Annotated in this window: 18 protein-coding genes and 2 tRNA genes; 7 read left to right on the top strand and 13 right to left on the bottom strand. The window is 64.3% G+C overall.

Annotated features, from left to right (window positions below; translation table 11 throughout):
• Nucleotides 1–88 precede the first annotated feature (88 nt).
• The 7 genes from ACIP90_RS20215 to bcp form a co-directional block, all read right to left on the bottom strand.
• Nucleotides 89–655, bottom strand: coding sequence for a dihydrofolate reductase family protein (locus ACIP90_RS20215; RefSeq protein WP_400581498.1), 567 nt, complete (start codon nucleotides 653–655; stop codon nucleotides 89–91).
• A 213-nt stretch (nucleotides 656–868) separates the two neighbouring features.
• Entirely contained in the window at nucleotides 869–4,087 is a 3,219-nt protein-coding gene (locus ACIP90_RS20210) for an efflux RND transporter permease subunit (protein WP_400581497.1), read from the bottom strand.
• Between the two features lie 69 nt (nucleotides 4,088–4,156).
• The gene (locus ACIP90_RS20205) at nucleotides 4,157–5,662 is read right to left on the bottom strand and encodes a malate:quinone oxidoreductase (protein ID WP_400581496.1); all 1,506 of its coding nucleotides are present in this window, start codon (nucleotides 5,660–5,662) and stop codon (nucleotides 4,157–4,159) included.
• A 78-nt stretch (nucleotides 5,663–5,740) separates the two neighbouring features.
• Complete coding sequence (locus ACIP90_RS20200) at nucleotides 5,741–7,414, bottom strand: ABC transporter substrate-binding protein (RefSeq protein WP_400581495.1); 1,674 nt, start codon at nucleotides 7,412–7,414, stop codon at nucleotides 5,741–5,743.
• Nucleotides 7,415–7,634: 220 nt separating this feature from the next.
• Nucleotides 7,635–8,312, bottom strand: coding sequence for a fasciclin domain-containing protein (locus ACIP90_RS20195; RefSeq protein WP_400581494.1), 678 nt, complete (start codon nucleotides 8,310–8,312; stop codon nucleotides 7,635–7,637).
• A gap of 225 nt (nucleotides 8,313–8,537) precedes the next feature.
• Nucleotides 8,538–8,619 (bottom strand) — tRNA-Leu (locus tag ACIP90_RS20190).
• A 163-nt stretch (nucleotides 8,620–8,782) separates the two neighbouring features.
• A complete protein-coding gene (bcp, locus tag ACIP90_RS20185; RefSeq protein ID WP_400581493.1) occupies nucleotides 8,783–9,265 on the bottom strand; it encodes a thioredoxin-dependent thiol peroxidase in 483 nt (160 codons plus the stop codon).
• Nucleotides 9,266–9,361: 96 nt separating this feature from the next.
• On the opposite strand from bcp, the gene ACIP90_RS20180 reads away from it, so the two are divergent.
• Complete coding sequence (locus ACIP90_RS20180) at nucleotides 9,362–9,838, top strand: MarR family winged helix-turn-helix transcriptional regulator (protein ID WP_400581520.1); 477 nt, start codon at nucleotides 9,362–9,364, stop codon at nucleotides 9,836–9,838.
• 68 nt (nucleotides 9,839–9,906) lie between these two features.
• Here the strand turns inward: ACIP90_RS20180 and ACIP90_RS20175 are convergent, their stop codons facing one another.
• Nucleotides 9,907–10,065, bottom strand: coding sequence for a hypothetical protein (locus ACIP90_RS20175; protein WP_400581492.1), 159 nt, complete (start codon nucleotides 10,063–10,065; stop codon nucleotides 9,907–9,909).
• A gap of 102 nt (nucleotides 10,066–10,167) precedes the next feature.
• Nucleotides 10,168–10,503: a putative quinol monooxygenase gene (locus ACIP90_RS20170; RefSeq protein ID WP_400581490.1), complete on the bottom strand. Its 336-nt coding sequence runs from the start codon at nucleotides 10,501–10,503 to the stop codon at nucleotides 10,168–10,170.
• Nucleotides 10,504–10,582: 79 nt separating this feature from the next.
• On the opposite strand from ACIP90_RS20170, the gene ACIP90_RS20165 reads away from it, so the two are divergent.
• Entirely contained in the window at nucleotides 10,583–11,224 is a 642-nt protein-coding gene (locus ACIP90_RS20165; protein ID WP_400581489.1) for an NADPH-dependent F420 reductase, read from the top strand.
• 126 nt (nucleotides 11,225–11,350) lie between these two features.
• On the opposite strand, the gene ACIP90_RS20160 is transcribed toward ACIP90_RS20165, so the two are convergent.
• The 4 genes from ACIP90_RS20160 to ACIP90_RS20145 form a co-directional block, all read right to left on the bottom strand.
• Entirely contained in the window at nucleotides 11,351–12,946 is a 1,596-nt protein-coding gene (locus ACIP90_RS20160; RefSeq protein WP_400581488.1) for a PKD domain-containing protein, read from the bottom strand.
• A 305-nt stretch (nucleotides 12,947–13,251) separates the two neighbouring features.
• A tRNA-Lys gene (locus ACIP90_RS20155) sits at nucleotides 13,252–13,324 on the bottom strand.
• Between the two features lie 116 nt (nucleotides 13,325–13,440).
• Entirely contained in the window at nucleotides 13,441–14,637 is a 1,197-nt protein-coding gene (locus tag ACIP90_RS20150) for a PQQ-dependent sugar dehydrogenase (RefSeq protein ID WP_400581487.1), read from the bottom strand.
• A 92-nt stretch (nucleotides 14,638–14,729) separates the two neighbouring features.
• Nucleotides 14,730–15,758: a hypothetical protein gene (locus ACIP90_RS20145; RefSeq protein ID WP_400581486.1), complete on the bottom strand. Its 1,029-nt coding sequence runs from the start codon at nucleotides 15,756–15,758 to the stop codon at nucleotides 14,730–14,732.
• A gap of 353 nt (nucleotides 15,759–16,111) precedes the next feature.
• On the opposite strand from ACIP90_RS20145, the gene ilvD reads away from it, so the two are divergent.
• The 5 genes from ilvD (at nucleotide 16,112) to serA (ending at nucleotide 23,504) form a co-directional block, all read left to right on the top strand.
• Nucleotides 16,112–17,833 (top strand): dihydroxy-acid dehydratase, encoded by a 1,722-nt coding sequence (ilvD, locus tag ACIP90_RS20140; RefSeq protein ID WP_400581485.1) that lies wholly within the window; start codon nucleotides 16,112–16,114, stop codon nucleotides 17,831–17,833.
• A gap of 423 nt (nucleotides 17,834–18,256) precedes the next feature.
• Nucleotides 18,257–20,164, top strand: a complete 1,908-nt coding sequence (locus ACIP90_RS20135; RefSeq protein WP_400581484.1) for an acetolactate synthase large subunit — start codon at nucleotides 18,257–18,259, stop codon at nucleotides 20,162–20,164.
• A 2-nt stretch (nucleotides 20,165–20,166) separates the two neighbouring features.
• Nucleotides 20,167–20,679 carry an acetolactate synthase small subunit gene (gene ilvN, locus ACIP90_RS20130; RefSeq protein ID WP_108600449.1) on the top strand — a complete coding sequence of 171 codons (513 nt, stop codon included), beginning with the start codon at nucleotides 20,167–20,169 and terminating at the stop codon, nucleotides 20,677–20,679.
• 82 nt (nucleotides 20,680–20,761) lie between these two features.
• Nucleotides 20,762–21,787 (top strand): ketol-acid reductoisomerase, encoded by a 1,026-nt coding sequence (gene ilvC / locus ACIP90_RS20125; protein WP_400581482.1) that lies wholly within the window; start codon nucleotides 20,762–20,764, stop codon nucleotides 21,785–21,787.
• A gap of 127 nt (nucleotides 21,788–21,914) precedes the next feature.
• Nucleotides 21,915–23,504, top strand: coding sequence for a phosphoglycerate dehydrogenase (gene serA / locus ACIP90_RS20120; RefSeq protein WP_400581481.1), 1,590 nt, complete (start codon nucleotides 21,915–21,917; stop codon nucleotides 23,502–23,504).
• Nucleotides 23,505–23,591: the final 87 nt, after the last annotated feature.

The raw sequence follows: 23,591 nt of genomic DNA, 5'->3' as shown, positions 1-23,591 counted from the left end.
GACCAAGGCGTAATGGGCGGCTTCGTGGAGATCGACGCCACGCTAAGTGGGGATCTGGTGAGCTGCGAGTCCCGGCTGGAGTTGGCGCTCAGCGCCTCGTCTCGTACCTGGTCAGAACCACCCCGCCGGGAAAGGTCCGCGTCTCCACCAAGTTCAGGTTCACCCAGCTATCCAGCGCGGTGAAGAACGGAGTGCCGCCGCCCACCAGGACCGGATGGGTCACGATCGTGTACTCATCGACCAGCCCGGCCCGCATGGCCGCCCCGGCGAGCGTTGCACCACCAACCCTCATCGGCTCGCCGTCCTCGGCTTTGAGGCGGGTGATCTCCGCGACCGCGTCGCCGGTGACCAGGCGGGTGTTCCAGTCGACCTTCTTAATCGTCGAGGAGAACACCACCTTGGGCGTGGCCCGCCAGTTCCGCGCGAACTCGATTTTCGCCGCGGTGGCATTGGGCTGCTGGTCGCCGGTCGGCCAGTAGGAACTCATGGTCTCCCACAGCTTGCGTCCATACAGCAACAGGCCGATGGCCCGCTCCTGATCGAGCCACCACTGAAAGAGTTCGTCGCTCGGCGGCCCGCTCCAGCCGATGTCGTCGCCGGCCGCGGCGATGTAGCCGTCCAGGGTCAGGTTCATACCGTAGATAAGTTTCCGCACGGCGCCAGTCTTCCGTCAGTGGTCTCCACTGTATAGACCGGGCGCGGCGCGGGAAACTCACCGGTGCGCGACTGGCTCGCAGGTAGTCCACGCGATCGCGGCTCAGCGTGCCGAACATTAGAACGCCCCGTCACGTGGAGGATCGGTGGGGGAGGGGCAACGGTGACCTCAACAAAGTCGCCCGCAAAGGCTTCCCCTATCACGTCCCGAAATCTACTCGTGGGAACCTGAAGCAGCGCGGCGCCCGCTGACCTTGGGAGTGGTGCCCGTGGTCCAGTCGGCGAATTCGGCATCGACGTCATCGGCGGGAGCGAAGCCCGGGCGCTCCTTCAGCTCGCGCAGCAGCGTCCTTTTCTCGCGGCGCCCCTCCACCAGCCGGTACAGCACGGGGACGAGCACGAGCGTCAGTGCCGTGGAGGACACGAGGCCGCCGATGACCACAATGGCCAGCGGCTGCGAGATGAACCCGCCGCCGCCGGTGAATCCAAGCGCCATGGGCGTCAGCGCAAACACGGTGGCCAGGGCAGTCATGAGGATCGGGCGAAGGCGCTGCCGGGCTCCGTGGGTGATGGCATCGGCCACGCCCATGCCCGGCCTGCCCGCCCGCGGTTGCCGGTACTGGTTGATCAGGTCGATAAGGACGATCGCGTTGGTCACCACAATGCCCACCAGCATCAGCATCCCGATGAGTGCCGGCAGTCCCAGCGGAACGCCGGAAGCGAGGAGCAGTGCAACGGCGCCGGTGCCTGCAAACGGAACCGAGACCAGGAGGATCAGCGGCTGGACGAGCGACTTGAACGCGGCCACCATGATCACGTACACGATGGCGATGGCGGCAAGCAGGGCGAGCCCGAGCTGCCGGAAGGATTCTGCCTGCTGGGTGGTGGCGCCGCCGATTTCCGCGGTGACCCCTGCCGGAAGCTCCACGGTCTTCAGCCGGTCCTGGACCTCGGTGCTCACCGCACCCAGGTTGGCGCCCGACGGCGTGATGGAGACTTTCGCTGTGCGCTGGCCGTTGCTTGAGGTAATGGAGACCGGCACGTCCACCTGCTCGACGGCAGCGACGCTGCCCAGCGGCACCGGGCCGCCGGCAGCGGGGAGGGGGATGGCACGGACCGCCGCGATGCTCGTGAAGCGGGTGCCCTCGCCGATGCGGACGGGGAAGTCGTCCGCTTCGATGCGCACGGTGCCCGCCGGGACAGGGCTGATGGTGGATGCCAGAACCCCGGCCACCTGTTCCTCATTCAGGCCCGCAGCCACTGCCTTGGCCCGGTCCACCTTCACCTGGACCACGGGCTGGCTGGCCGCCAGGTTGGTGGTCACCTCCGTGCTGCCGGGAACGCCGGTCATGGCGGCAACCATGGCGTCGCTGGCTTTCCTGAGGTCAGCCGAGGTCGCGGCCTTCAGCGTGATGTCCACGGTCGATGATGTGCCGAAGCCGCCCTGCTGGGCTCCCACGGAAACCTTGCCCGCTCCGCTGACCTTTGCCAGCTCCGTCCGGACGGTCTCCTGCAGTTCAGCCTGCTTGGCCGCCTCGTCAGTGACCACCGTGAAGGTGGAGTTCGATGCGCCGGAGGAGGTGAGAGCCGTAAAGCCGGCCTGTGCATTGCCGGAGGTCACCTGGACGTCCTTGATGCCATCGATTCCGAGCAGTACTCCTTCGAGTTTCTGCGCCGCCGCACTGGTGTCTTCGAGGCTGGTGCCGGCGGGAAGCTCCTGCTTCACCGTCATGCTGTTCTCGCCGGAGCGGCCCAGGAGGTCCGTGGCCAGCAGGGGAGTCATGGCGGCGGTTCCGCCCAGCACCAGGACGGCCGCGAGCAGCGTCACCACCGGGTGCTTCTGGGTCTTGGTCAGCACCGGCAGGTACCCGCGCTGCAGGAGGCTGCGCTGCTCCGCCTCATGGGCCTTGGCCTCTATCTCGCGGGCCGGCTGCGGGACCGTCCCCGGGCCGCGTGCTTCGGCCGGGGCCTTAAGGAACCAGTAGGCGAGGACTGGAACGATCGTCAGCGACACGAGCAGCGATGACAGCAGCGCGATGGTGACGGTCAGCGCGAACGGACGGAAGAGCTCGCCAGCAAGGCCGGCCACGAAGGCGATGGGCAGGAACACTGCCACCGTGGTCAGCGTCGATGCGGTGATCGCCCCCGCCACTTCCCGGATGGAGGTGAGAATGGCCGTGAGCTTGCGCTCGCCGTAGCTGAGGTGCCGCTTGATGTTTTCGATCACCACGATGGAGTCATCCACCACCCGGCCGATGGCGATGGTGAGTGCACCCAGGGTGAGGATGTTCAGCGAATAGCCGGTGGCCGAGAGCCCGATGAACGTGATCAGCAGGGACAACGGAATGGACACTGCCGTAACCAGCGTGGAGCGGACCGACATCAGGAACACGAGGATGACGGCCACGGCGAAGCCAAGCCCCAGCAGGCCTTCCGTGGTGAGGTCCTTGATGGACTTCTCGATGAAGGGTGCCTGGTCGAAGACCGGCGTGAATTTGGCGCTGGAACCGAGCTCCGCCTCCAGCTGCGGCAGGGAGTCCTTGACCGCGTGGGAAATCGCCACGGTATCGCCCTCGGGCTTTTTGGTGACTGAGACGGCAAGCGTTTCCTTGCCGTTGGTCCGGGTGATGGAGGTCCGCGCATCGTCCCTGATGCTGACATCCGCCACCGAACCGATGGTGGCGCCGCCCTTCACGCCGGCCAGCGGCAGGGCCTTCACGGCGGTGACGGAGTCCACGGGGCTCCCGACCTGCAGGGATAGGCTCTGGCCCTTTTCCTCAACGGTTCCTGCCGGGATGAGGTCGCCGTTGTTGGTCAGCGCGTCGCGGATGGACTGGATGGTTGCCCCGCTTGCGGCCATGCTGGCCGGTCGCGGCAGGACGAGGATGTGCTGGCTGGCGCCGCCGGTCACCTCGGCGCCACGGACGCCGTCGATCTTTTGAAGCTTTGGGACCGTCAGCCGCTGAAGGTCGGTGTTCAGTTCGCCGAGCGGCTTGTCGGAGGAGACGGCCAGAAACACGATGGGGAAGTCGCTGATGCTGCCCGCGATGGCCTGCGGCTGCACATCCTCCGGGAGCGTGCGCTTGGCATTCGAAATGGCACGGTCAATCTGGTTGCGCGCACGGTCAAGGTCGGAACCGTACTCGAACACCATGCTGATCTGCGACGTGCCGTTCCTCGAGGTGGAGGAGGTCGACTCGAGACCCTCGACACTGTTCAGCGCGGTTTCCAGGGGCCGGCTGACCTGCTTGTCCACGACTTCCGGCGATGCCCCCGGCATCGACGTGATCACCGTGATCCGCGGGAACTCAACGGAGGGGATGAGCTCCTGCTTGAGGGAGGACATGGTGATCACGCCGAACACCGAGGCAAAGACGGTGATGAGCGCGATCAGCGCACGGTTGCCGAGGGAAAGACTGGCCAGCCGGAACATCGCTTGATCTCCTGGAAGGGTTGACGGACTGTTGCCTGTGGTGGAGCCTGCCGCAACCCGGACAGGGTCCTAGCGCTGCACGGCAGGCGCCACGTCAAGCTGGAGTGCCTTGGCAGTGGACTTTTCAAGCTCCGCGGCCAGCTCCGGGTTGTCATTGAGCTTGACGCCGTAGCCCGGCATCATCTCCTTGAGCTTGGACTGCCAGCCCTTGAAGTTCTTCGGGAAGGACTTCTGCAGCAGCTCGATCATGATGGGCACGGCGGTGGAGGCGCCCGGCGACGCACCGAGCAGGGCACCGATGGAGCCGTCCCGTGCGGCGATCACCTCGGTGCCGAACTGCAGGATGCCGCCCTTCTTGGGATCCTTCTTGATGATCTGCACACGCTGGCCAGCCGTGATGAGCTCCCAATCGCCGTCCTTGGCTTCGGGGTAGTACTCGCGGAGCGCCTCGACCTTGGCTCCGTGGCGCTTGGCAACCTCCTTGACCAGGTAGGCCGTCAGGTCCATGTTGTCCTTGGCCACGGCAAGCATCGGGACGATGTTGCTGGGACGGATGGACAACGGGAGGTCCAGCCAGCTGCTGTTTTTCAGGAAGTTCGTGGAGAATCCGGCGTACGGGCCGAACAGAAGGGAACGTTTGCCGCCCACGTAGCGGGTGTCCAGGTGCGGAACGGACATGGGCGGGGCACCGACGGAGGCCTGGCCGTAGACCTTCGCGTTGTGCTGGGAAGCGAGGGACTGGTCCGTGCAGCGGAAGAATTGGCCCGAAACGGGGAATCCGCCGTAGCCCTTGCTCTCCGGGATCCCGGACGCCTGGAGCAGGTGCAGGGCGCCGCCTCCGGCGCCGACGAAAACGAACTTGGCGTGGATCCTGCCGCGTTCCCCGGAAGCCGGGTGCTTGAGCGAAAGGTCCCAGCCGCCGTCGGACGCTTTTTTGATGTCTGAAACATCGTGGCCGTAATTGATCTCGACGCCGTTGTTCCCCAGGTACGTGGTCAGCTCGCGGGTCAGTGCCCCGAAGTCGACGTCGGTGCCCTCGGCGGCGCGGGTGGCGGCGATGCGCGCATTACGGTCGCGGCCCTTGACGATAAGTGGTGCCCACTTGCCGATCTGGGCGTAGTCCTCCGAGTACTCCATGCTGCGGAACAGCGGGTGCTGCTTCAGCGCGTCATAGCGGGTCTTGAGGAAGCTGCAGTTGTCCTCGCCGATTACGAAGCTCATGTGCGGGACGGTGTTGATGAAGCCCTTGGGGGACCCGATCAGGGAGTTGGTCACGAGGTGGGACCAGAACTGGCGGGACAGCTGGAACTGCTCGTTGATGTGCAGTGCCTTGGCGGGGTTGACCGAGCCGTCTTTGGCTGCGGGCGAATAGTTGAGTTCGCACAGGGCGGCGTGTCCGGTGCCGGCGTTGTTCCAGGGTCCCGAGCTCTCAAGGCCTACTTCGTCGAGGCGCTCGAACAGGGAGATGGTCCAGTTAGGTTCGAGCTGCTTGATGAACGCACCCAGGGTGGCGCTCATGATGCCGCCGCCAATCAGTACGACGTCGGCATGTTGGGTCTTGGAAATGAAGGTCACAATCAGTCTCCGATAGCAGCGGCTCTGGCTGTCACAGAATATCCCGCACCGGTTACTAACTGAAATTGTCCCCGTCCGTCAAGGCTTTAGTTGGACCTTGGTGAAAACTTCATTTAAGACCGGCGACACGGGGTAGCTGACGACGCGGTCGGAGAGCGCCAGCGCCGAAATGGGAAACGCGATAGGCACCGCCGGCACCGTTTCGGCGATCTGGGCGTTGATGGTCTGGTACTGCTCCGTCCGCTCCTTGCCGTCGGGCAGGCTGCGGGCACGGTCGATCTTGGAGAAGACCTGGGGGTCCTGGTACCCGAATTCGCCGTTTTTCTCGCCGAACAGCGGACCCAGGAAATTGTCCGCGTCGGAGTAAAACCCGTTCCAGCCGAGCAGGTGGAAGGCATGGTCCCCCGGGGACTGGACCTTCTGCAGGTAGCCGTCCGCCCAGTCCACGGGAACCGGCCTGATGTTGAAGCCCACGGCTGTGAGCTGCCGGCTGATCTCGGCATAGACCTTCTCCGGGGTGGGGAGGTATGGCCGGGTGACATTCGTTGGATAGTAAAACTTGAGCGGTTGGCCCTTGTAGCCTGCCTCGGCGAGCAGTTCCTCGGCCTTGGCGGGGTCGTACCCCAAGGCCGGGGCGTTGTTGTTGAATCCGCTGAGCTTGGGCGGTACGAACTGGGAAGCCTGCGCCGTGTTGTCGATGAAGAACCGGCGGATCAGGGTGTCCTTGTCGATGGCCAGTTCGACCGCCTGCCGGACCTTGAGGTCCTCCAGCACGGGGACGGCCTGGTTCATGCCCAGGTACATCACCGAGAACGGATCACGCTGGATGATTTGCATTCCCCGCTTCACGAGTTCGTCGAAGTTACCCACCGTCACGGCATCGTAGCCGTCGATCTTGCCGTCGATCAGGGCCTGGAGCCGGGTTTGCGGATGGTTGTACGTGATGAAGTTGATGGTGCCGATCTGGCCGCGGTCACCCCAATAGTCCTTGTTGCTGAGCAGCGTGACGCCGGTGCTGTCCCAGGACGCGAAGCGGTACGGTCCGGTGCCGACGGGATGGGTGGCGTACGCGGAGAGCGCCTGGCTGCCGCGTTTCTCGCTGAGCACATCGGCCCGCCCGGCGGCGAGCGCCTTGGGGGACGAGATAGCGAACGCCGGCAGGGTCAGGGCCTGGAGGAAGCCGGTAAAGCGCTCCGTGAGGTCAATCCTGACCAGGAGCGACGACAGCGCCGTGCAGGCCTTGAAAACGGAAAGGCCCGCCTCGTCCGAGTGTTCCTTGAACACTTCCTTGAAGCTGCTGCCCGGCGCCTGCTGCCGGAGCGCCGCCGGGAAGTTGAACCAGCGCTCGAAGTTGCTGCAGACGGCTGCTGCGTTGAAGGGAGAGCCGTCGTGGAACTTCACCCCGGAGCGGAGGGTGAAGGTGTAGGAGCGGCCGTCCGGAGACGCTGTCCATTCAGTGGCGAGCAGCGGGGTCGGTTCCCCGGTGGTCTGGTTGACGCCGACGAGTCCTTCGAGGATCTGGCGTGTTACGCGCTGGGATTCGATGTCGTTGGCGAGTGCCGGGTCAAGGCCCAGGGGCGGCGCGGCCGTGCCGAAGTTGAAGGTGGCTGTTGGACTGCTGGCCGTGGGCGTCGCGGCCGGAGCCGTGGACGGCGGCGGCGCCGCCGCTTCTCCCGTGCAGGACGTGAGCGACATGCCCAAGAGAACGGCGCCGGTCTTGATGGCCGTGCGTCGCGTGATACTGCTGGGCACTGGATTATCACCTCTGGGCTGCTGGACTGCCGGGCTGCGGCATGGGCGGCTGCGGTCTGCTGGCCCGGAGTCCAGTCTAAATGACGGACGGGGGTTGCCGGAGCGCGGCAAAGCCGTGGCCCGCACCCGAGGATGCGGACCACGGCTTCCCGTCCCCGGCGGAATCCCAGATCCCCGCCGGAGGCTTCAGCAGAGGCTTCAGCAGAAGCCTCAGCGGCGGCTACTTGGGCATCAGCACCGAGTCCACCAGGTACACGGTGGCGTTGGCGGTCTGGACTCCGCCGCAGATCACGTTGGCTCCGTCGACCTTCAGCGCGTCCTTAGTGCCGGTCACATTGACGGATCCGCCCTGGACCGTCTTGTGGGTGCCGACGATCTTGTCCGGAGTGACTTGGCCCGGAACAACGTGGTAGGTCAGGATCTTGCTCAGGAGCGCGTCGTCCTTCTTGAGGGTCTCAATCGTGGCGGCGTCAATCTTCGCGAACGCGTCGTCGACGGGCGCGAAGACCGTGAACTCGCTGCCGTTCAGGGTGTCCACCAGGTTGACCTTCGGATTCAGCTTGCCGGACACCGCGGCCGTGAGGGTTTTCAGGAGCGGGTTGTTCGAGGCGGCGACAGCGACCGGGTCAAGTGCCATGCCCGTGACCGATCCCGCGCCGCTGGGGACCTGCTCGGCGTACGCGGCGCAGCCGGGACCGGCGAGGTTCGCTGCCGGATCCATTGCCGCAGCAGAGCTGGTCTCCGCCGGGGAGGGTGCCATGCTGGAAGCGGACGGCTCGGCCTCCGCCGGCGATGAGCTGGGTGCCGTCGACGCGGAACCGCCGCACGCGGTGAGGCTCAGCATGGCTGCAGCTGCAACGCCTGCGGCGGTGAAAGTGGTGCGCTTGAAGGACTGCATTGTGATTCTCCTTGGTTGTGCCGATCATTGCCGGCGGGAATCGATTGCGATCCCCGCATGTGGCCCTATTGCGACTGTGTGGACACCGACCCTTGGCTGGTGTCTCACTGGGTATTCGTCCGATGGGAGGCGGCGGATGGGTGAACCGTCAGAAACTTTTAAACGGGTGGAGCCCCGGACCAGTTGGTCCGGGGCTCCTCCCGTTTTTCACGTGCTGTTCTCTTGTGCGCAAGGGGGGACTTGAACCCCCACGCCCGAAGGCACAGGAACCTAAATCCTGCGTGTCTGCCAATTTCACCACTCGCGCGCGGCTCCGCGTTCGGCCTTCTGAACAACAGAAAACGTCCGACGGCGATCGCCAGGCTCCATTGTACCGTCAGCGGGCGGACCCCAGGTCCGGCGGGCGGGCCCGAGGTCGGCGGGCGGGCCCGGCCGCGCCGTGCGGAGCTGCCGCTTCTGTCAATTGTGGGTCAGGTGCCGCTTTCCTCCAGCTTCAGATCCCGGCGCAGCTTGGCCACATGGCCGGTGGCCCGCACGTTGTACTGCGCCAATGCCACCTTGCCGTCCGGATCCACGACGACGGTGGAGCGGATCAGGCCCTCATAGGTCCGGCCGTAGTTCTTCTTTTCACCCCAGGCTGCGTAGGCCTCCGCGACCGCGTGGCTATCGTCCGACAGCAGGGGGAAGGTCAGGCCTTCCTTTTCGGCGAAGGCAGCAAGCTTGCTGACGGGGTCTGGAGAGATTCCCAGGACTTCGTAGCCGGCAGACTGCAGGGATGCCAGGCTGTCCCGGAAGTCGCACGCCTGCTTCGTGCAGCCGGGCGTGGCGGCGGCCGGATAGAAGTAGACGATAGTGTGGCGGCCCCTGTAACTGCTGAGGCTGACGTCTGCTCCCTCGGAATTTTTCAGTGTGAAATCCGGGGCGACGTCGCCGGGATTGAGTCGTTCAGCCAAAATGTTCTCCTTGTTTTCATGCGGGACATTTCAGCTTAGTAAGGCTCCTGCGCCGGGACGAATCCACACTTGGCTATACTTGTTGGTATGCCTGATATGGATCGCTGGCCCACCGGGCGCCTCTTGTCCACAGCGGCACGCCTTGTTGAACACTCCTGGAATGAAAAGCTGGGGGCCATTGGCCTTACCCATGCTGGGGTCATTGCCATTGAAGTTCTCTATAACAACGGCCCCATGACGCAGGCACAGCTCGCGCAGTTGGTCCGTGTCCAGGCACAAACCATGGGGAAGACGCTCAGTCGGCTTGAAGCTCACGGCCACATTGTGCGCCAACGCAGCACCTCGGACCGGCGCAGCCACGTCGTCTCACTCACCGAGCGCGGGATCGAAGCCGTTACGGCCGCGGCGGACATGGAGCGGTCGGTCCTTGCAGCAGCGTCCATCGATCCGGATGTCCTCCGCCAGGAGCTGAAGGCCGTGGTGCGGGAACTGGCCACGAGGTTTGCATCGCCTGAAACCGCTGCAATTGTCTCGAATGTTGACTCGGGCCTCGCCGTGGAGGCCCCCCGCTAAATCAGTGGGCACGCCTCATGGCTGCCCCCGCCTTCCTCAACGAAGCTTGCAGCTCAGAAGCTTGCAGCTCAGAGGCCCGGCAGGGTTGGCTGACCATCAGCCAGGGACGACGCGTCGTCCGGAACGGTCAGGTCCAGCATGCTGACCACTGGCTCCTCGCCCATGGCAATGAGCAACTCATTGATCGATATCTGCCCGGTCAGCTCCCCGGGGTGCTCCTCATCCATACCAAGAAGATATGCGAGACCGGCCAAGCCAGCGGGGAAGGACACGCTCCGGGGCCGCCCGCAGCTTCGGTTAGGGCTGCTTGCTAGGCTGCATCCACGTTTCTAAGCCTCATCCACGCGACTGTGTCGGGCTCGCGGCCCGGCAATCGGAGAGCCAAGAACCCTGAACTGACTGCCGCCCATCTCGCCGGACAGAAGGGGGCTCGCTTCTTGAATGGCGCCCAGGACACCGGGCAACTTCAGGGAGGCCTGGTGAGCCTCGGGGGATTCCCAAAGCTCGCAGACAAACACGTTGTCAGGCTGGTCATCATTGATCCCGACTTCATAGAGCAGGCATCCGGCATCACGCAGCTCAGGCATGGGCCGGAGCAGGATGGCCACTACGGCGTCACGCTGGCCGGGTTTCGTCCCAAGGCTTCCCACATTCGCAAAGGTCATGGCACCCACGCTAACCCAGCCCCCCGCAGTATTGCGTAATGTTCGAAATAACTCCTGCCGGGTTGCTGTTGGCCCGGACATGACAACAATCGGAATCATCGGTGCAGGACATATCGGAAGCCAGATTGCCCGCAAGGCAGTGAACCTCGGCTATGACGTAGTGATCAGTAATTCACGGGAACCGGAAACTTTGTCAGGCCTCGTTGCGGAGCTGGGACCCCGGGCACGGGCCGCGACGCCGGCCGAGGCGGCAGCGGCAGGTGATTTCGCCGTCGTCACCGTTCCCCTCAAGAGCATCGGCGACATTCCGGTCGAGCCTCTGGCGGGAAAGATCGTGATCGACACCAACAATTATTACTGGGAACGCGACGGCCGTTTCCCGGCACTCGACAACGGTGAAGAAACCACGTCGGGGCTGCTGCAGAAGCTTCTGCCCACTTCCAAGGTCGCCAAGGGCTTCAACCACATCATGGCCAGGGAAATCACCACGGACGGCGCTCCCGCCGGCACTGAGAACCGCCGCGCGCTCGCCACGGCCAGTGACTACCTCGAGGCCAGCGATCTGGTGACCGAGCTGTATGACGAGTTCGGCTTTGACACCGTCAACATCGGCCCGCTGTCCGAGAGCTGGCGTGTTGAACGCGACCGCCCTGCCTACGTCATCCGCCAGAACGCCGCCGAGCTCAAGGAGAACCTGGCCCTGGCAACGCGGACCATCTAGGCGCTGCAGGTCAACAACAGAAAGAAAACGAACGACGGCGGGACGTTTCCCGCCGTCGTTCGTTTGGGTCCGGTGATGCGTCAGCCCGGAACTCGTCGTTGCGCCGGTCCAGCAGGGGCCCGGAAGTCAGCGCCCCCGCCCTGGGTGTTTCTTCACAGTTATCGTGGTGGTGCTGGAGGATGAGCCGGTGCTGTTCCTGGCAGTCAACCTCACGGTGTAGACGCCGGGCGTGGAATAGGTGTGCGAGGGGTTCCGCGATGTGGACGTCCCGCCGTCTCCGAAGGTCCATGACCACGACGTTGGGTTCCCGGTGGACGTATCGGTGAAGCTCACCGGCAGCGGCGCCTTTCCGGTCCTGGGCGAGGCGGTGAAGGAGGCGACGGGGGCGGCCGGAGTTGGAGCCGTACCTACGCCCCTGTCGGAGTACCAGTAGCGCCGGGCTACGTTGTCGCTTGCCATCACGACGATGCCGGTGGTGCTGTTTACACTCTGCTTCGTGGTGGTGACGTCATTGATGTTGGGAGACGTGGCATCTTGGATCACAGGAGTGCCTCGGCCAGACCCGAAGACAGGATTGTCCATGGAAGCAGTCTTCTCATAGATGCTGCCGGCGGCACCTGAGAACGCGCAGCCGCTGACGGAGGGCGCCGTGTGGAATGCGTGAACGAGGTTGTTCTTTGTGTCCAACAGGATTTGGGGCCTCGAAACACAATCACCGACGGTGGCGATGGTCGACTTGGTGAACGAGCCCGTTCCCGGTTTGAAGACCAGCAGAAGCAGCTGCGGCAGCGTGGGGTCCGAGGACGTTTCATTCAATCTGGTCTTTACCGCAGCGAAAACCCGGCCAGAGGTGTCGGACACCAGCGCTTTGAGATTGAGATGGTCATCGGCCTGCCCCTTTCCCTGGATCGCGGGCTGGAGTTTCCACGATGAGGCCGCTGTTGCGGATGTGCCGTCGGTCCGCGTAGCCCAGTACACAGTGCCCGCAGGGTGGTCACTCCACATGACGCCGATCTTGTTACTGCCGAAGGCGACGACGGCCGAGATGTCATCTGGTGCCGGGTGCGCGTCGGATACAGGCAGCACGAACGGTGTTGACCAGCTGGTCCCGCCGGGAGCCGAATTGTTGACGTAGACACTGCTCGTGTAGCCCGATGTCGAATTACCCGCCACCTGGGTCCATGTGGCCCAGATCGCCCCGGTGGAATCCTTGTCGATGGTCATGGATTCGCTGCTGTTGTTGGTAATTGTGGTCGGGAAGCCGGCGTTCAGGGTGTACCTGCCGTCCGAATAGCTGTAGCGGTACAGCTTTGCCGGCTGGCCGGAGACCGACGGCTTCGGGGTCCCGTCCCCCGTCACGGTCACTACATGGGATGCAATGTACAGGTGTGAGCCATCCCAGAGCGTGTCGGCCAATGTGTTGCTGCGACTGTCGTTCAATATCCCCGTGTCGACCCAGATGCGGGAGCTTCGGTCCAGCCTGTAAATGTGCCAGCCGCTGCCCGACTTCCACATGTCCGCCCACCAGGAGCCGTCATTCCACCACAACTTGCTCTGTGGCTTGTCTGACGTCGGGGGATTGGCGACGCCTGCATAGCTGATGCTGGCAGAGCCATAAGTGGTTGCCGCCCCGGCAGGGCCTGAAGAAACCACCACCGTTCCCGCGATGGCCAGGGAGAAGGCCAGGAGCTTACTCAGGAATCGCTGCGTTTTGGATTTCATCACGGTTCTCCGGGGACACTCGAGTGAAGGCACCGGAGCCTTGGGCCCGCGGTATAGGTCGGCAAGCATACGTTCCATTAAGAACGCGGCATGCGGACTTCCGCACGAGTAGTTTGTACCTGCTTTTTCCCATCACCGGCAGTCGGTACCTGTTTTGTCGGTGCAAGAAAGCAAGTACCCAGGCGGGCGAAGCCGCGGCCGGAATCCCGTCAGAGGATGCTGGCGCGGCTTGGGCAGCCAAATAATTGGGCAAAACGAAACCCCGCCTTCAAGGCGGTGGCCTTGAAGACGGGGTTTCTCATCTGTGCACCCCCCGGGACTTGAACCCGGAACCCATTGATTAAGAGTCAATTGCTCTGCCAATTGAGCTAGAGGTGCAGCTGCTGTTTCGTTCAACCGTGGGGCTTTGTTTCCCTCGCTGACCTCCGCAACGACATGTAACTCTACACGAACTTTTGGCCCATGTGAAATCGAGTCCCGGACGGCCCCGCCGGCTAGCCGGACAGGCTCAAAATCAGCACAGAATCAGGGTTTTGGTTGTTGGTCAGCGCCCACAATTCCCCGTTCGGGGCCAATAAAACATTCCGGATGCGGCCGTATTGCCGTGTGAAATGGGCCACAGGAGTTCCGGCGTTTTCGCCCTCAAGCGGAACGCTCCAGATGCGCTGCCCGCGGAGGGCGCCCAGGAACGCCATGTTGCCTACGATCTCCAGCCCGCTCGGGGACGACTCGGCTGTGGAGGGCCAGACGACTTTGGCGTCAATGAACCCCTCGCGGCCCGGCGCGCCGGTAACGTCGGGCCAGCCGTAGTTTCCACCTGCCTGGATAAGGTTCAGTTCGTCGTTGACCTCCGGGCCGAACTCGCTGGCCCAGAGGCGGCCTTCGCTGTCCCAGGCGAGGCCTTGGACATTCCGGTGCCCCAGGCTGTAGACGGGGTTGTTGGGGAACGGATTCCCGGGCGCCGGCTTCCCGTCCCTGGTCAGCCGGAGGATCTTCCCGCCCAGGGCGTTCCGGTCCTGCGGCTGTTCGCGGCGCTGCGAGTCACCGGTTCCCACATAGAGGTAGCCGTCAGGACCAAACCGGATCCTGCCGCCGTTATGCGTGGACGCTTTGGAAATGCCAGAGAAAATTACCTGCGGGTCGCCCAGCCGGAGACCGCCGCCTGTCCCGGCGTCCTCGATGCGCAGCCGGGCGATCCGGTTGTCCTCGGCCGCCGTGAAGTAGACATAGAGGAACCGGTCGGAGGCAAAGCCGGGGGACAGGGCCAGGCCCATGAGCCCGCCCTCGCCGCCGGGAACCACGCCGGGCACTTCGCCGATGCTACTGATCGTGCCGTTCCGCACGGACTTCAGGAGTGCGGAATCACGCTCGGATATCACCGCCGTACCGTCCGGCAGGAACACCGTGGACCAAGGCAACTGCAGTCCCTCAATGGTGGTGCGGACCCGGGGCGTCCCGGGGGTGGTTACAGTGCCTGACCCAGGACTCGCCGGAGTGACCGTGCCGCCCGGCTCTGTTGCCGTGGAGGGCGATGGGCCGTTTCCGCCCGCAGCCCCGGCACCGGCTCCCGTACAGCCCGCAAGCGCGAGAACCACAGCCACTGCGGCCGCGCCCACTCGGGCCGGCGTTTCCCTGCCTGCGCCAACCAGCGCCGCACCGGCCCTGATGCTGCGCGCCCTGTTCGTCATCATCGTCCTGCCCGCCCCGGGGTTTGCCTGTTGTTTGAGAATCAGCGTCTAAGGTGCAGCGTCCAAAGATCAGCGGCCCGCCGCGAGCCATGCTGTCAGCGCCTTGTCCGGCGCGGTGCCCGGAACCCTGCGGCCTCGGCGTGCGCAGGGGAGAGGAACCACGCATCCGCGTGCGCCTCGTCATAACCGGAACTGTCTTCGTCGTAGTAGGTCATCGACGCCGTATCGGCCTTCACCGTGTAGCCCTCCGGACCGCTGCCGTCCGCCGCGGAGGCCGCCGAGCCCTCACCATAGGGCTGACCGGCAGCATCTGCCCCGGCCAGCTCCGCACTGACCGGAACCGTCGTCATGCCCGCGGCTTCGGGGTGGCCGGAAGGCTCGGCAGAGTGGCTGGCTCCTGCCTCGGTGGCTGCTGACGAATCAATCCTTTGCCGGGTCTCAGCGTCAGCATCCCAGGCCTCGGCAGCCGCCGATTCGGCTCCGGGCAGGGTGGGGGCGTGCGATTCGGTGTATTCAGGGTGATGAATGGGCGTGGACGGAGCAGCTGCTGCAGGCCCTCCGGCCGGCGCGTGCGTTGCCGGTGTTGATTCGGTCCGGGCGCCGGTTTCGGACCACTGGGTGTCCCACTCAGCCTTGTCCTCGTCGTCCGCCCAGTCATCGACGTCGCCGCCCGCGGAAGTGGGGGTTCCGGCAGCCGTGCGGGGGGTCGCGGCGTCCCAGGATTCGATGTCCGGCTCCACGTCCTCGGGGTTTGTCTGGTTTGCGCCGGGCGATTCCTGCCGGACGGGTGCCGGCTCGGGTGACGGGGATGCATTCGCTGCCTGTCCCACCTGTGTGGCGCCGGCCATTCCTGCGCCCCCTGCGCCCCCGGCCGGGACGAGGCCCGCAGCACCCTCGGCTGCCGTGCTCCCGGCTGTGGTGTCCCGGCGTTCTGGTCCCGATTCAGTGGCGCCAGATGTGGCACTTGCCTCCGGGGCGTTGGATCCCGTGAGCGGGGAGGAAGCTACCTTGCCGGTCCCGGCTGCGTCGCGGGTTCCGGCGGCGTTGCCCGAATTGCGGTTCAGCAGCCACCAGACGATTGCAATGATCAACACGATGACGATGACCCAGATGATCCACTCCATAGCAAAGCCCTTCTGTCGATAACACGAGGTTGCCGTTGCTTGACGGTACGTCGCTGCCAACATGGCTGTCTAGGTTTGTCAATCCCCGTCTAGCCCCGGGCTGGGCCACTTAGCCGGGTTCACCGGTTCAGCGGCGTTGACGTATCCCGCTTCATGACTTCAAGCGGCTCCGGATACTGCGTGAACTGGGGGACCGCGGGTCGGCGAGTGCCACGGCCGACGCTTTTGGAGCGCTGCCCGCGTTCTCATTATTTGAGACGCGAGTCCACGATTTGATCGAAATTTCCCGAAAATTCCCCTGCCGCGCCGGTTCGGGTCGTGGGGCAGCCGATCGGAGTCATAGACTTTGACCCATGAGTGAGGACACCCTGATCGAAACCGACAACAAGCCTGACATTAAGCCCCGGAGCCGGGTCGTCACCGACGGCATTCACGCGGCCCCCGCGCGTGGCATGTTCCGTGCTGTGGGGATGGGTGATGACGACTTCGCCAAGCCCCAGATCGGCGTCGCGAGCTCATGGAACGAAATCACCCCGTGTAACCTTTCGCTGAACCGGCTCGCGCAGGGCGCCAAGGAAGGCGTTCATGCGGGCGGTGGCTTCCCGATGCAGTTCGGCACGATCTCCGTCTCCGACGGCATTTCCATGGGCCACGAGGGCATGCACTTCTCGCTCGTTTCCCGCGAGGTCATCGCCGACTCCGTGGAAACCGTGATGCAGGCTGAGCGCATTGACGGCTCTGTGCTGCTCGCCGGCTGCGACAAGTCCCTGCCGGGCATGCTGATGGCCGCGGCCCGCCTGGATCTGGCGAGCGTCTTCCTGTACGCCGGGTCCATCATGCCGGGTTGGGTCAAGCTTGAGGACGGCTCCGAAAAGGAAGTCACCCTGATCGACGCCTTCGAGGCCGTCGGTGCGTGTGCCGCCGGCAAGATGAGCCGCGGGGACCTGGAGCGCATCGAAAAGGCGATCTGCCCGGGTGAAGGTGCCTGTGGCGGCATGTACACGGCCAACACCATGGCCTGCATCGGCGAGGCCCTGGGCATGTCCCTGCCGGGCTCCGCCGCCCCGCCCTCGGCGGACCGCCGTCGTGATGAGTTCGCCCGCAAGTCCGGTGAAGCGGTGGTCAACCTGCTGCGCCTCGGTATCACCGCCCGCGACATCATGACCAAGAAGGCCTTCGAGAACGCCATTGCCGTGACCATGGCTTTCGGCGGCTCCACCAACGCAGTCCTGCACCTGCTCGCCATCGCCCGTGAAGCTGAAGTCGAACTGACGCTCGACGACTTCAACCGCATCGGCGACAAGATCCCCCACCTTGGCGACCTGAAGCCCTTCGGCCGCTACGTCATGACCGACGTCGACAAGATCGGCGGCGTGCCGGTCATCATGAAGGCACTGCTCGACGCCGGACTGCTGCATGGCGACTGCCTCACCGTTACCGGCAAGACCCTCGCCGAAAACCTCGCGTCAATCAACCCGCCGGACCTCGACGGCAAGATTCTGCGGGCGCTGGACAACCCGATCCACAAGACCGGCGGCATCACCATCCTGCACGGCTCGCTGGCCCCCGAAGGCGCCGTGGTCAAGAGCGCCGGCTTCGACGCCGACGTCTTCGAGGGCACCGCCCGCGTCTTCGAACGAGAGCAGGGCGCCCTGGACGCACTGGACAACGGGCAGATCCAGAAGGGCGACGTCGTCGTGATCCGCTACGAAGGACCCAAGGGTGGCCCGGGCATGCGCGAGATGCTCGCCATTACCGGCGCCATCAAGGGCGCGGGGCTGGGCAAGGACGTCCTGCTGTTGACCGATGGACGGTTCTCCGGCGGCACCACCGGCCTGTGCATCGGCCACGTTGCACCGGAAGCGGTCGACGGCGGCCCAATCGCCTTCGTCAAGGACGGCGACCGGATCCGGGTGGACATCGCCGCCAGGACGTTCGACCTGCTGGTCGACGAGTCCGAGCTGGAGTCCCGCAAGGAAGGCTGGGAGCCGCTCCCGGCCAAGTTCACGAAGGGCGTCCTGGCCAAATACGCCAAGCTGGTCCACAGCGCCTCCACCGGCGCATACTGCGGGTGATTCCTTCCCTTGGTGCGCGGCGCGGGCGCCGCGCACCAAGGGGCCCTCGGAATCCCCCTTATTAAGCCCTGCCGCCTTGGAAGGGCCTGTTAGGGGGATACCTTTAGGAGTAGTGGCCGCGCTCCACGTTCGGCCACTGGACAATGATGTCCACATGGTGAGATGCGCGTCGCCGTCGTTGACACGCATCCCACCAGAGGGAAAACTGAACGCATGATCGCACTCGTTACCGGCCGCACCGCTGCAGATGCAGTTGTCGTCCTTACCAAGCGCGTGGCTCTATAGCCCGACTGGTAACGAACTGTCACGCGCAAACCCCTCGAAGAGCCGCCAGGCTGAGGGGTTTTTTTATTTCCCAGCGTGGCAGCTGTTTGAGCTTTCATACAGCACCACCCAATCCAAGATCCACTAAGGAAGAGTCCGATGAGCAAAGGATCGCCGATCAGCCCCTCGCTGATGGCTACTAAGTCCGCTGGAGCCTCCAAGGCTCCGGAACGCGCCGACCGGACGGCTGAAACCGCCGTCGGCGCCGACACTGCTGCAACCGCCTCTCCTGTCCTTGGGCCGAACAACGTCGTACCCCCGACGGTGATGACCGGCTCAGAAGCAATTGTCCGCTCGCTCGAAGAACTCGGCGTCGACGATATATTCGGTTTGCCCGGTGGCGCGATCCTGCCCACCTATGACCCCTTGATGGCCTCCAAAATGAATCACGTTCTGGTCCGTCACGAACAGGGAGCCGGCCACGCCGCGCAAGGCTACGCCATGGTCACCGGCCGGGTGGGCGTCTGCATCGCCACCTCGGGCCCGGGTGCCACAAACCTCGTCACCGCCATCATGGATGCGCACATGGATTCGGTTCCGCTCGTGGCCATCACCGGCCAGGTCTCCAGCGGAGTAATCGGCACCGACGCCTTCCAGGAAGCCGACATTGTGGGCATCACGATGCCCATCACCAAGCACTCGTTCCTGGTGACGGACCCCAATGACATCCCCCATGTCATGGCCGAGGCATTCCACCTCGCCTCGACGGGACGTCCGGGACCGGTTCTTGTTGACGTCGCCAAGGATGCCCAGCAGGGCCAGATGACGTTCTCCTGGCCGCCGAAAATCGACCTTCCCGGCTACCGTCCCGTGGTCCGCGGACACAACAAGCAGGTCCGCGAGGCCGCGAAGCTGATCGCTGCGGCCAGCAAGCCCGTGCTGTACGTCGGCGGCGGCGTGGTCAAGGCCCATGCCTCGGCCGAGCTCCGTGAACTGGCGGAACTGACGGGTGCTCCTGTGGTCACCACGCTCATGGCCCGCGGCGTCTTCCCTGATTCACACCCCCAGCACGTCGGCATGCCGGGTATGCATGGCACCGTCTCCGCCGTGACTGCCCTGCAGCAGTCCGACCTCCTGATCACCTTGGGCGCGCGCTTCGACGACCGGGTCACCGGCGTCCTGAAGACGTTTGCGCCCAACGCCAAGGTGATCCACGCGGACATCGACCCCGCCGAGATTTCCAAGAACCGCACCGCGGACGTCCCGATCGTCGGCTCGGTGAAGGAAATCATTCCGGAACTGACGGAGGCAGTCCGCACCCAGTTCGGCACCTCCGGCACCCCGGACCTGACGAGCTGGTGGGCTTTCCTGAATAACCTCAAGGACACCTACCCGCTGGGCTGGACCGAGCCCGAGGACGGCCTCACCGCGCCCCAGCGGGTCATCGAACGCATCGGTGCACTGACGGGCCCCGAGGGGATCTACGTCGCCGGCGTTGGCCAGCACCAGATGTGGGCCGCGCAGTTCATCAAGTACGAGCGTCCCCACGCCTGGCTGAACTCCGGCGGTGCCGGGACCATGGGCTACGCGGTGCCTGCCGCCATGGGCGCCAAGGTGGGGGAGCCGGACCGCGTGGTGTGGGCCATCGACGGTGACGGCTGCTTCCAGATGACCAACCAGGAACTGGCCACGTGCGCCATCAACAAGATTCCCATCAAGGTCGCGGTCATCAACAACTCCTCGCTGGGCATGGTGCGGCAGTGGCAAACCCTGTTCTACGAGGGGCGCTACTCCAACACGGACCTCAATACGGGCCACGAAACCATCCGGATCCCGGACTTCGTCAAGCTCGGCGAGGCCTATGGCTGCGCGTCCTTCCGGTGCGACCGTGCCGAGGACATCGACGCCACCATCCAGAAGGCACTGGAAATCAACGACCGGCCCGTGGTGATCGACTTCGTGGTCAGCCCTGACTCCATGGTGTGGCCGATGGTGCCTGCCGGGGTCAGCAACGACCAGATCCAGGTAGCCCGCAACATGACCCCGGAATGGGAAGAGGAGGACTGATCATGAGCCGCCATACACTGTCCGTTCTGGTCGAAGACAAGCCCGGTGTGCTGACGCGCGTGGCCAGCCTTTTCGCCCGCCGTGCCTTCAACATCAATTCACTTGCCGTCGGCCCCACAGAAGTTCCGGGCATGTCCCGGATGACCGTTGTGGTCGACGCCGACGGTGACCTGATCGAGCAGGTCACCAAACAGTTGAACAAGCTGATCAACGTGATCAAGATTGTTGAACTGACTTCCGAATCTTCCGTACAGCGCGACCACATCCTGGTCAAGGTACGTGCGGATGCCGCAACTCGTCTGCAGGTGACCCAGGCTGCAGACCTGTTCCGTGCTTCAGTGGTTGACGTCTCCACAGACTCCGTGGTCATTGAAGCAACCGGCCACCCCGAAAAGCTCACGGCACTGCTGTCGGTGCTGGAGCCTTTCGGTATCCGCGAGATTGTGCAGTCCGGCACCCTGGCCGTTGGACGGGGATCCCGCTCCATGAGTGACCGGGCGCTGCGCTCCGCTTAGGCAATGCCCCAGCGGCACGCTCCGCCTGTAACCGCACCACCACACCTATCTACAACAAATCCACTCAAGAGGAGTTACGCAAGTGACTGAATTGTTCTACGACGACGACGCAGACCTGTCGATCATCCAGGGTCGCAAGGTGGCCATTGTCGGCTACGGCTCCCAGGGCCACGCCCACGCACTGAACCTGCGTGATTCCGGCGTCGAGGTTGTCATCGCCCTCAAGGAAGGCTCGCCCTCCACCGCGAAGGCACAGGACGCAGGCTTCACGGTCAAGAACGTTGCCGACGCCGCCGAATGGGCCGACGTCATCATGATCCTGGCACCGGATCAGCACCAGCGCGCAATCTTCAACGACTCCATCAAGGACAAGCTGACGCCCGGCAAGGCCCTGGCCTTCGCCCACGGCTTCAACATCCGCTTTGGATACATCCAGGCACCGGAGGGCGTTGACGTCATCTTGGTCGCCCCGAAGGCACCCGGCCACACGGTGCGCCGCGAATTCGAAGCCGGCCGCGGCATCCCGGACATCATCGCCGTCGAGCAGGACGCTTCCGGTTCCGCCTGGGAACTGGCCAAGTCCTACGCCAAGGCCATCGGCGGCACCCGCGCAGGTGTCATCAAGACGACCTTCACCGAAGAAACCGAAACCGACCTCTTCGGCGAGCAGGCTGTCCTGTGCGGCGGCGTGTCCCAGCTGGTCCAGTACGGCTTCGAGACCCTGACCGAGGCCGGCTACCAGCCGCAGATCGCCTACTTCGAGGTGCTTCACGAGCTCAAGCTCATTGTCGACCTGATGTGGGAAGGTGGCATTGCCAAGCAGCGCTGGAGCGTTTCCGACACCGCAGAGTACGGCGACTACGTCTCCGGCCCGCGCGTCATCACCCCCGAGGTGAAGGAAAACATGAAGGCAGTTCTCGCGGACGTCCAGTCCGGTGCCTTCGCCAAGCGCTTCATTGAAGACCAGGACAACGGCGGCATCGAGTTTAAGGAACTGCGCGCCAAGGCGGAGCAGCACCCGATCGAGAGTGTCGGCCGGGAGCTGCGCTCCCTGTTCTCCTGGCAGCAGCAGGACCAGGATTATGTTGAAGGCTCCGCAGCCCGCTAAGGCGTAACGCCTGGCGCCGTTCAGAGCGCAACAGTGAGGCCGGGTTCACACTTAACAAATGTGAGCCCGGCCTTTCCGTCAGCCTAGACTTGATTTATCCCCAGGACTGCTATGCAGAGGATCAGCCGTGTCAAAACCCGTAGTACTGCTCGCCGAAGAGCTTTCGCCCGCCACCATCGAGGCCCTTGGCCCGGACTTTGAGATCCGGCAGACCGACGGCGCCGACCGTTCCCAGTTGCTCTCTGCCATCGAGGACGTCGACGCCATCCTCGTCCGGTCCGCCACCAAGGTGGACGCAGAGGCCATAGCCGCAGCGAAGAACCTGAAGGTCATCGCCCGTGCCGGCGTCGGCCTGGACAATGTCGACATCAAGGCCGCCACGCAGGCCGGCGTGATGGTGGTGAACGCCCCGACGTCCAACATCGTCTCCGCCGCTGAGCTCACGGTGGGCCACATCCTGAGCCTGGCCCGCCACATTCCGCAGGCCAGTGCCGCCCTGAAGGACGGCGAATGGAAGCGCTCCAAGTACACCGGCATCGAACTCTTCGAAAAGAAGATCGGCATCATCGGCCTGGGCCGCATCGGCGCCCTGGTCGCGGCCCGACTCCAGGGCTTTGACACAGAAATCCTCGCCTACGATCCCTACATCACCTCGGCCCGCGCTGCCCAGCTCGGCGTGAAGCTGGTGACCCTCGACGAGCTGCTGGCACAGTCGGACTTCATCACGATCCACATGCCCAAGACCCCCGAGACGGTCGGCATGCTCGGTGCGGAAGCATTTACCAAGATGAAGTCCACGGCCTACGTCATTAACGTCGCCCGCGGCGGACTCGTGGACGAGGAAGCCCTCTACACGGCACTGCTGGACGGCCAGATCGCCGGAGCGGGAGTGGACGTCTTCGTTCAGGAGCCCAGCACGGACCTGCCGTTCTTCAAGCTGGACAACGTGGTGGTGACCCCGCACCTGGGTGCCTCCACGGACGAAGCCCAGGAAAAGGCCGGTGTTTCCGTGGCGAAGTCTGTCCGACTCGCCCTCGCCGGTGAACTCGTGCCCGACGCCGTGAACGTCGCCGGCGGGGTCATCGCCCCCGATGTCCGCCCGGGCATCCCGCTCATCGAGAAGCTGGGCCGTATCTTCACGGCGCTGACGCATGACTCGCTGACCCAGGTCGACGTCGAGGTTGCCGGTGAGATCGCCGCCCTTGACGTCAAGGTCCTGGAACTCGCCGCACTGAAGGGCATTTTCGCCGACGTTGTCACCGAGCAGGTGTCCTACGTCAACGCCCCTGTCATCGCCGAACAGCGCGGCATCAACGTCCGCCTCATCACCACCCCGGATGCCGAGGACTACCGCAACGTCCTCACCCTCCGCGGCGCCCTGAGCGACGGCAGCCAGATCTCGGTCGCCGGCACCTTGACCGGCCCCAAGCAGGTGCAGAAGCTCGTCGGCGTCAACGGCTACGACGTCGAGATCCCCATCAGCGAACACCTCGTTGTGGTTTCCTACGCCGACCGTCCCGGTGTCATCGGCACCATCGGCCACATTCTGGGCATGAACAACATCAACATCGGCGGCATGCAGGTTGCCCGGAGCGCAGAGGGCGGCCAGGTTCTGGCGCTGCTCACGATCGACAGCTCCGTCCCGCAGCAGGTCCTTGACGCCATCAAGGCCGGCATCGGTGCCGAGATGGTTCGCGAAGTGGATCTCGAAGACTAAGAAGATGAACACAGGGTGAACTCCGCGCCGCGGCTGTCACCCTGCCAAGTATGACTGGCCGGTCTGCGTACAATGGCTAGGTCCGAA

Origin of the sequence: Arthrobacter sp. NPDC093139, from assembly GCF_044754165.1 — a bacterium.
Taxonomy (GTDB): Bacteria; Actinomycetota; Actinomycetes; order Actinomycetales; family Micrococcaceae; genus Arthrobacter.
This window is presented reverse-complemented; position numbering and strand designations above follow the sequence as displayed.